General features: G+C 51.4%; 13 protein-coding genes. 5 read left to right on the top strand and 8 right to left on the bottom strand.

Features of this window, described 5'->3' with window-relative positions:
- Window positions 1–277 (bottom strand): MgPME-cyclase complex family protein (locus KB557_RS07215; RefSeq protein WP_255132746.1); only part of this gene is annotated, 277 nt, incomplete at its 3' end.
- Window positions 277–1038 (bottom strand): pyridoxine 5'-phosphate synthase, encoded by a 762-nt coding sequence (locus KB557_RS07210; protein WP_255132743.1) that lies wholly within the window; start codon window positions 1036–1038, stop codon window positions 277–279. The genes KB557_RS07215 and KB557_RS07210, both read right to left, overlap by 1 nt.
- 57 nt (window positions 1039–1095) lie before the next feature.
- Between KB557_RS07210 and KB557_RS07205 the strand changes: the two genes are divergently transcribed.
- Genes KB557_RS07205 through grxD form a run of 4 tightly spaced genes read left to right on the top strand, consistent with a single transcriptional unit; the run spans window position 1096 to window position 2931 of the window.
- Window positions 1096–1773, top strand: coding sequence for a 1-acyl-sn-glycerol-3-phosphate acyltransferase (locus tag KB557_RS07205; RefSeq protein ID WP_255132741.1), 678 nt, complete (start codon window positions 1096–1098; stop codon window positions 1771–1773).
- Window positions 1774–1805: 32 nt separating this feature from the next.
- The gene (locus tag KB557_RS07200; protein ID WP_255132748.1) at window positions 1806–2333 is read left to right on the top strand and encodes a hypothetical protein; all 528 of its coding nucleotides are present in this window, start codon (window positions 1806–1808) and stop codon (window positions 2331–2333) included.
- A gap of 5 nt (window positions 2334–2338) precedes the next feature.
- Window positions 2339–2572: a BolA/IbaG family iron-sulfur metabolism protein gene (locus tag KB557_RS07195; RefSeq protein WP_255132740.1), complete on the top strand. Its 234-nt coding sequence runs from the start codon at window positions 2339–2341 to the stop codon at window positions 2570–2572.
- A 35-nt stretch (window positions 2573–2607) separates the two neighbouring features.
- Window positions 2608–2931, top strand: a complete 324-nt coding sequence (gene grxD, locus KB557_RS07190; RefSeq protein WP_255132738.1) for a Grx4 family monothiol glutaredoxin — start codon at window positions 2608–2610, stop codon at window positions 2929–2931.
- Here grxD and KB557_RS07185 read toward each other — a convergent pair.
- The gene (locus KB557_RS07185; RefSeq protein ID WP_255132736.1) at window positions 2928–3194 is read right to left on the bottom strand and encodes a DUF6761 family protein; all 267 of its coding nucleotides are present in this window, start codon (window positions 3192–3194) and stop codon (window positions 2928–2930) included. The genes grxD and KB557_RS07185 overlap by 4 nt on opposite strands.
- A gap of 84 nt (window positions 3195–3278) precedes the next feature.
- On the opposite strand from KB557_RS07185, the gene KB557_RS07180 reads away from it, so the two are divergent.
- Window positions 3279–4061: a response regulator transcription factor gene (locus KB557_RS07180; protein WP_255132734.1), complete on the top strand. Its 783-nt coding sequence runs from the start codon at window positions 3279–3281 to the stop codon at window positions 4059–4061.
- Here the strand turns inward: KB557_RS07180 and KB557_RS07175 are convergent.
- The 5 genes from KB557_RS07175 to KB557_RS07155 are packed head-to-tail and all read right to left on the bottom strand — an operon-like array spanning window position 3969 to window position 8088.
- The gene (locus KB557_RS07175; protein WP_255132732.1) at window positions 3969–4514 is read right to left on the bottom strand and encodes a hypothetical protein; all 546 of its coding nucleotides are present in this window, start codon (window positions 4512–4514) and stop codon (window positions 3969–3971) included. The two genes, KB557_RS07180 and KB557_RS07175, sit on opposite strands and share 93 nt — an antisense overlap.
- Before the next feature lie 4 nt (window positions 4515–4518).
- A complete protein-coding gene (gene crtH, locus KB557_RS07170; protein WP_255132729.1) occupies window positions 4519–6048 on the bottom strand; it encodes a carotenoid isomerase in 1530 nt (509 codons plus the stop codon).
- A complete protein-coding gene (gene trmFO / locus KB557_RS07165) occupies window positions 6045–7415 on the bottom strand; it encodes an FADH(2)-oxidizing methylenetetrahydrofolate--tRNA-(uracil(54)-C(5))-methyltransferase TrmFO (RefSeq protein ID WP_255132727.1) in 1371 nt (456 codons plus the stop codon). The genes crtH and trmFO overlap by 4 nt, the downstream gene beginning before the upstream one ends.
- 4 nt (window positions 7416–7419) lie before the next feature.
- On the bottom strand, window positions 7420–7542 hold the full coding sequence (locus tag KB557_RS07160; protein ID WP_106500502.1) for a photosystem II protein Y: 123 nt from the start codon (window positions 7540–7542) through the stop codon (window positions 7420–7422).
- 30 nt (window positions 7543–7572) lie between these two features.
- Window positions 7573–8088 (bottom strand): gamma carbonic anhydrase family protein, encoded by a 516-nt coding sequence (locus tag KB557_RS07155; protein ID WP_255132725.1) that lies wholly within the window; start codon window positions 8086–8088, stop codon window positions 7573–7575.
- Between the last annotated feature and the right edge of the window lie 229 nt (window positions 8089–8317).

The raw sequence follows: 8317 nt of genomic DNA, 5'->3' as shown, positions 1-8317 counted from the left end.
CTTCAAACTCGCCCTTAAAAACGAATTCCAAGCGCAACTTCATAAAATCAATAAAACTACGATCGGTTGAAATTACTGCTGCAGCTGGCCTCGGCACAGAAGCAGCTTGATTTGCAAATTGAGAAGAATCCAAGAATGTTGGATTTAAAATTAACCAGAAATCGATTTCTTTATTATTTTCAGCATAATTGCGGCGCCGTTCTGAAAGAACTTCTGCAAGCGGCTCTTCTTTAGTTAAAAAGGCTTCGCTTGCCGCAACGAAGTAATAGGTGCTCATTAGATAAATTCTTTGCCGATGCCTGGATTCTGCTCTAGCGGGCGTGGATTCACCACTAAAGCTTTCATATCGCGCACTGCCTGTTCAAGGCCCACTGCTAATGCCCTCGCGATAATTGTGTGGCCGATGTTTAGTTCCTCAATTCCAGGAATAGCAGCAATTGCCTCCACGTTTTGATATGTGAGGCCATGGCCGGCATTAACCCTTAACCCCATTTCACGGCAGTGCTGGGTGGCCTCAATCAACTTGGCTAGTTCTTGGGCTTGCTTTGCTCCCCATGGGGCATCGGCGTAAGAGCCGGTGTGAAGTTCCACCCAGAGGGCCCCGCTGTCGCGGCAGGCCCGTAGTTGTTCTGAATTGGCATCCACAAACAAACTCACAGGAATTCCTGCGCCTTGAAGGCTTTGCACCTGTTGCTTTAGCAAGGTGCCCATAGAAACCACATCCAAACCCCCTTCAGTTGTTACCTCTTCGCGCCGTTCTGGCACGAGCGTAACCATCGCTGGTTTAAGCATTTGCGCGATCCCGATCATCTCAGTGGTGGCCGCCATTTCCAGATTTAAGCGGCTGCGCACGGTGGCTTTTAGCAATTCCACATCACGGTCTTGGATGTGTCTGCGATCTTCCCTTAGATGCACGGTGATGCCATCGGCACCACCCAGTTCAGCTAACAGAGCAAAACTTGCTGGATTTGGTTCCACCGTGCGGCGAGCTTGGCGCACGGTGGCGATGTGATCGATATTGACGCCGAGGCTGGCCATCGCAATTGCTGTCCAGCTATTGATCCTAGGAACCCAACCGCTGGATATGGTTCTCCAATGGCCAATCCAATTCGTAGTGTTGTGGCCCCCTGGCTTGCGCCAGCTGCGATGTGGGCCACTCAAGATCTTGCCTTGCGTTGCTATTTCAAGGCAACAAAAGTGCTTGGCGCTGAACATTTACCAAGGGGTGGGCCGGTATTGCTTGCCCCCACCCATCGGGCTCGGTGGGATGCCTTGATGTTGCCGCTGGCAGCAGGGCGGCGCATTCATGGCCGTGATTGTCGATTCATGGTTACCACCACTGAAATGCAAGGGCTGCAGGGTTGGTTTTTGCAGCGTTTGGGTTGTTTTGGGATTGATCAAGGCCATCCAGGCACGGGCAGCTTGCGCTACGCCTTGGATTTATTGGCCCATGGCGAACAGGTAGTGGTGTTCCCGGAAGGCAAAATCAGCCGCGATCAAGAGAAGCTGGAGCTGGAACCTGGCTTACCCCGCCTTGCCAGTTTGGCGCAGGTAAAAGGCCTGGAGGTGCCTGTGGTGCCAGTGGGTTTGGCTTATAGCCATCAAATCCCACGCTTTCGCGACCGGGCGGCTCTTTGTTTTGGAGCACCTTTATTAATTGCGGGTACAGGTAAAAAAGCTGCCGCTGAACTTTCAATACGGTTAGCGAGAGAAATGCGTTCAGCTGAGGAAGCGGCCCGCACTTGGGTGGGTAATTCTTCAATAACCAAATAAAGTTTGTGTATTGAAGATTTCTGTTGGTTTTTATGCGTCGTTTATTGCTGCTTTCAGGTTTGGTGGTTGGGTTTGCGTTGCCCCTTACTCCAGGCAGCAGCCTTGCTCAAGGGGCAGGCACTACGGCTGCAGCCCAATCGAGCGACGCTTTTAACCTTGGATCTGTGGATGCCTTGCTCGCAAAAGGTGATCGGGAAGCTGCTAGTGGCAATCTCACAGACGCGGTGAAGTCTTACGACAAAGCCCGCAACGCATCCCGTTCGTTGTTGTCTTTTTACCGTGATCTTGGAGGAGCTTTCCGCGGCTTGGATGCCCGCATCCCCCGCGATATGGATCAAAAAGGTCGCGAGGCAATTGAAAAATTGGCGCAAGCAAATCTTCGTTTAGCAGCTGTTTATCGGCGTCAAAACCAATCGGAGGTAGCTGTGCCACTTTTGGTTGAAGTGGTGAAAATAATGACCCCAAGCACCGCCGATGGCCGTAAGGCCTATCAACAATTGGTGGAAGTGGGTTTTGCTTTCACCCCCTACGCTGCACCAGCTGGAACAGCTACGAATTAAACCCAATGGTGCAAATAACTGCAGTAGCCGAGGCGATTCGCCTGGCTCTTCCCGAAGCTTTGGTGGAAGTGGAGGATCTCACCGGCGGCGGTGATCATTTGCAGGTAAAGGTGTTGTGGGAGGGCTTCAGAGCTTTATCTCGCGTGAAGCAACATCAATTGGTTTACGGCGCCTTGCGCACCGAATTAGCCACTGAAGCGATCCACGCCCTTGCCCTAACCACTGCTTGCCCCACCTAAAGTTTTCTGAAATCCCTTTCAATTAATTTGTAACCATGGACGCAACACTCAAAAGCCGTATTGAAACTCTGGTAAATGCCAGCCCTGTGCTGCTTTTTATGAAGGGCAATAAGTTGATGCCGCAATGCGGTTTTTCTAACAATGCAGTGCAGATATTTAATGCCCTTGGCGTGCCATTCGACACTTTTGATGTATTAAGTGATCAAGAAATCCGCCAAGGAATTAAGGAATATTCAGAATGGCCAACAATTCCCCAAATTTATGTGAAGGGCGAATTCTTGGGCGGTTCAGACATTCTGATAGAGCTTTATAACTCCGGAGAGCTTAAGGAAAAGCTTGCAATCGCTCTGGCTTCCTAACGCCTTTCACTTTCAAATAAAGTTCGGGGGTCTCCATCGGGGCCCAGAAAGCTAGATGGATCACGAATCCAACGATCAATTAGTTCCTCAAATCTCTGTTGACTCAGGGGATCTAGCAGTTTGCTGCGCCTTAAGGCATGGTTATAGCCATCTGCATAAAGCCTCATTTCTGATGGGCCGCTATAGCGGAGCGCCATTTCTTGCAGCGCATCACAGAGGCTCTGGAAATGGCGAATGGCAGTGGGATCTTGAAGCGCAGTCATGGGTTGGGACAGCTGGCAAGGCTTCGCCCTTCACCAGCCAAATATTACTTACAAGTTACGGTAGGGGGCCGAGCTAATTAATTGGTGGAACCCCCCGGCCAGTACCGCATCCTTGTGGTGGATCCACACCCAACGCTGCGCATGGTGTTAGCCCAACGGTTGCGTCAAGACGGCCACATGGCAGCAGCGGTGGGAACAGCAACAGAAGCCCTGCAGGTTTGTTTAGAAGAGCAGCCCGAACTGCTTGTGAGTGCAGAACTGCTAGAAGAAACAACTGCCTTGAAATTAGCTGCGCAGCTGCGCTGCCCCGTGATGGTGCTCACAGCCCGCACCGGCGCAGAAGCGGTGGTTTCGTTGCTTGATGGTGGCGCAGAAGATGTATTGCGTAAGCCGTTTGGCCTTGAGGAACTTGCGGCCCGCTGCCGCAAGTTGCTGGGGCGCAGTAGTGGTTTGCAAGAAAAGGTGAGTGTGGGGCCTTTGGCTGTGCATTTATTGCTGCGTCAAGTAACCCTTAGGGATCAACCGGTAGAGCTGAGCCCTCGGGAATTTGCCTTGCTCTGTGCATTGATGATGCCACCCGGCCATGTGCGCAGCCGCCAAGAGCTATTAACAATGGCCTGGCCACCATTTAGTGGTGGTCCGCGTTCTGTTGATACCCAGGTGCTCACACTGCGGCGCAAGCTGGAGCAGGCTGGTTTAGGGGAAGGCGGTGGTATTGAAACCGTGCGTCAGCAGGGCTACCGCTTTAGCTTAGATAATCTTCCAGATAAACCATCAGCCGTTGAGGGCTCCCCCCAGAATGAGGTTCCAGCCCAAGCCTTGGAACCAAGCGGTGAACAACTCAGCGATAAGCATCAAACCGCTTAAAGCTGCAAGCAATTGGTAGGTCCAGGGGGGGGTAAGCCGTTGCACTGAGCTGGTGTTAATACCGGTTGCTTGCTGCAATTTGGCTAGCAATTCAGTGAAATTTGCCACCCGTTGGGGTAATAAAAAAGATCCTGATTTTGTACGTAAATAATAAACATAACCGGCTTGGCTCGTTGAAACAGGCACTAGTGCTTTGATTTCATTAAGTGATACCTGCCAACCGCGACGTAATAACCAACGGCACCAGATTGGGTATCCCACTTTCAAGCTGCTGGAGCTGAGTTGCACCTCTTCACTAACAAGCGCTAATACCAATAAAAAACCCAAAATTGTTGCTAAAAGTAACCACAATTTCAATTCGCTTGGTGCAAGCACCGGCAGCGGTAAAACCAGGGCTAAATATAAAAACAACAAAGTTGTTTTTATTAATGGTGCCATTGGGTATGAGGTCATTGATTTAACTAGGTAGTGCCCATGGGTTGAGGCCTAGATCGGCGCCAATGCGATGGGCGCAGGCAAAACCACTAAAGGCCACAGCATTTAAGCCTTGGCCTGGAAAACAGGAATCGCCAACGCAGTAGAGCCCTTTAATTGCGGTGCGGTTGAAGGGCATCGTTAGCAACCCTGGTAAACGCATTGCTGGAATTGGCCCGTAGCTGCCTTGATGGCGGCCAAGGAAGCGGCGATGGCTGCGGGGAGTGCCCACTTCAAGGTGGTCAATGGCAGCTTCCACACCTGGCAGCAAAGCTTCAAGCCGGGCGATCAGGCGTTGGGCATCGGCTTCTTTTTTGGCTTGATATTGCGTTGTTGTTAGCCCTTGCCAATGCTCCATTGAACTCGGGGTAAAGCAATGCAGGATGTGTTTCCCGGTTGGAGCTAAAGCCGAATCCAGCAGGGTTGGCATCGAAACAAACACCACACCCTGTTCGGCTTCCATCTGCTGCCAATCTTCAAGCAATAGGTGGTGGCAATGGAAATCTTTGGGCACTAGGGCAGCATCAATCCCCAAATGAAGCGAAAGGAAGGATGGGGACGGTTTATAGCGTTTTCGCCAAGTATTTTCTGCTTTTGGGATGTGAACGGTATCAATCAAATTGCCAAAGGTGTCCCAGCGGGTGGCATTACTTACCACTTTGCGGCTGCGGATTTGCTCCCCATTTGCTAGTTGCACCCCCACTGCTTTGCCATCTTCTAGCAACACCTTGGTTACCCTTGTTTTGTAGCGAATTTGGCCGCCATGGCGTTCTAGACCGCTAACTAATTTTTCTGCAATTACACCAACGCCACCTTTTGGATAATTAATGCCACCGGCATGGCGATCAGAAAAAACCATGCCTGCATTAATCATTGGCGTGAGATCTGCTGGCATCACACTCCAGCAAAAACATTCCATATCAATAAATTTAAGCAAGGCGGGATCTTTGATGAATTTACGTGCCACATCTCCTACATTGATCGGTAACCAACGAGCTAAACCAAGGCAGGCTAGAGGTGCACGAAAGAATACTTTTGCTAGATAGGCGGGATCTTCTAGTGATAACAGTGGCATTGCATCAAGGCAATTAAATACCTGCCAGCAAGTATTATAAAAAGTGCGGATCCCTTTTTCTTCCTCTGGAAATTTTGCCACTAAAATTGATATAAAACTTTCGTAGTTGCGATTAACGGCAACTGTTAAATCATCGGGTAAGTGATATTCAAGCTGGGCTGGATCGGCGATGGTTTCGCAATGTTCACCCACATCAGCAAGGGCGCGGGTGAGCAGGTTGGTGTGCCCTTTTTCACCAAACCCAAAAATCATTGAGGCACCCACATCAAAGGTGTAGCCGTTTCGCTTAAAGCTGCCACCAGATCCACCTGGGATCAGGTAGCGCTCCAGCACCAGCACTTTTGCCCCCTTAACGGCAAGTTGGCTAGCGGTTACGAGGCCGCCGATGCCAGCGCCAATCACGATTACATCCCAGGCTGGTATTTGGCTGCTGTTCACCTTGGCTGCGGAGCTAGTGAATGCGACCCTAGGGGGTTGGTAGCGCTTGTTAGATCAGCAAGAGCCCGATCTCGGTAGGCGCCATAGCGTTCGCGTTTATCGCGAATGCGAGTATTTAATTCAGGCAAGAGGCCGAAATTAGGGGGCATTGGTTGAAATTTAGCTGTGGGTGCTTCTGCGATGAAATGGGTTAATGCACCGATCATGGTGGTGGCTGGCAGTGAAATAGTTTCCATTCCAAGGGCTAGGCGTGCTGCATTTGTGCCTGCTAGCCAGCCGCCTGCCACTGCTGCTGCATAACCTTCAGTGCCAGTGATTTGGCCTGCCGCCAATAGATTTGGCCGTTGGCGAAATTGCAGGCTGGTTTCTAGTAATTGGGGTGATTCAAGGAAGGTGTTGCGATGCATCACGCCAAATCGCACAAATTCGGCATTTTCTAGGCCTGGAATTAAGCGCAACACTCTTTTTTGTTCTGCCCATTTGAGGTTGGTTTGAAAACCCACCAAATTCCAGAGGCGGCCGTCTTTATCTTCCTGACGCAGCTGCACCACCGCATAGGCCCGTTTTGCCCGGCGCACATCTTTATCGTTTAGGTCGCCCCAACGGGGATCCCAAAGGCCGATTGGTTTTAGGGGGCCATAGCGCATGGTGTCTTCCCCGCGGCGCGCTAACTCCTCGATCGGTAGGCAGCCCTCAAAGAAGTTGGCACTTTCTTTCTCAAAATCCTTAAGTTCCGCCTGTTCTGCATCAAGTAACGCCTGGCGGAAATGCAGGAATTGCTCTTTATCCATGGGGCAATTGATGTAATCAGCATCGCCTTTGTCGTAGCGGGAGGCGCGAAATGCCTTGTTTAAATCAATGCTTTCCCCTTCCACAATCGGGCTAGCGGCATCAAAGAAATGGCACTCATCCCTTCCTGTGAAGCTGCGCAGCGATTCAGCTAAGTGCTCACTCGTGAGCGGCCCGGTTGCGAGCACGGTGATTTGTTCAGGGCCCGGCAGGCTGGTTTGCTCACGGCGTTCAATTGTTACCAGTGGATGTTGCTCTAGGGCGCTGGTGAGGGCGGCGCTATAGCGGCCGCGATCCACGGCTAAAGCACCGCCAGCTGGCACCGCATGCTGATCTGCGGTGTTAATAACTAAAGACCCCAGCTGCCTTAGTTCGTGTTGCAACAATCCTGCAGCCCGATCACCGCTGAGGGCGCCAAAGCTATTGCTACAAACAAGCTCGGCGAATTCGCTGCTGTGGTGAGCCGGGGAGCGCCGCAGCGGACGCATTTCTATCAAAGTAACTGGCACACCAGCTCGGGCCACCTGCCAAGCAGCCTCGGTGCCAGCGAGGCCGGCACCGATCACAAGCACGTTCAATTGATCAACCGCGGGATCGCCTTAGCAGTAGTTGCAGCTGACCAACGGCAGCACGGCCGATATTGAAGCCAGCCCAGCCCACTGCCAAAAGGATCGGTGAGGCAACTAAAACAAGCCGAAGATCCATGGTGCAGGCGGGTACTTACAGCTACTGATCTTAATTGTTCGCGGCGTGTTTTTCTGCTAATTGGCGGTAATTGAGGGCATGGGCGCGCTGGGCGCTGATTTCACTGGGGCTTTGTTGCCTTTTCACCTGGGCTGGGGTGCCCATCACCACCGCAGCAGCAGGTACATCTTTCGTTACCACTGCCCCAGCTGCCACAAGGGCATCTGCGCCAACCGTTACGCCATTCAGCACAATTGCACCGATACCGATCAAGCAGCCGTCTTCCAAGGTGGCGCCATGCACAACAGCGCGATGGCCAATGGTTACTTCCCTACCGATGCGCACCGGTGCATCTGGATCACCATGCACCACTGCCCCATCTTGGATATTGCTGTTGCTGCCCACCTCAATCGAGCAGAGATCAGCCCGTAAAACGGCCATGGGCCAAATGCTTACCCCTTCCGCTAGCCGCACATCGCCGATCAGCACTGCATCGGGTGATACCCAAGCAGCAGCACTGAGGTTTGGCTCAGGCCAATAATTTAAAGCTTTGTTTGCAGAGTTCACCCATTGAACTTACACTAAAAACCCTCTAGGAGTAGAATGGCAGGTTGTTCTGAGCTCCTACAAAATGCTGAAAGTTAACTTAGGTTTGCTCAAGTTCAATTCATTATTTTAATGGTTGGACGTGAGGTTTTGGCTTTGCAGCTAAAACGCAAACTTTCCGAAATTGATTCAAGGGCACCTCGAAAAATTGATGCAGCCCTAGATAATGGTTCAGTTTGAGTTATAATTA

Origin of the sequence: Synechococcus sp. Cruz CV12-2-Slac-r, from assembly GCF_024346075.1 — a bacterium.
Taxonomy (GTDB): domain Bacteria; phylum Cyanobacteriota; class Cyanobacteriia; order PCC-6307; family Cyanobiaceae; genus Synechococcus_D.
This window is presented reverse-complemented; position numbering and strand designations above follow the sequence as displayed.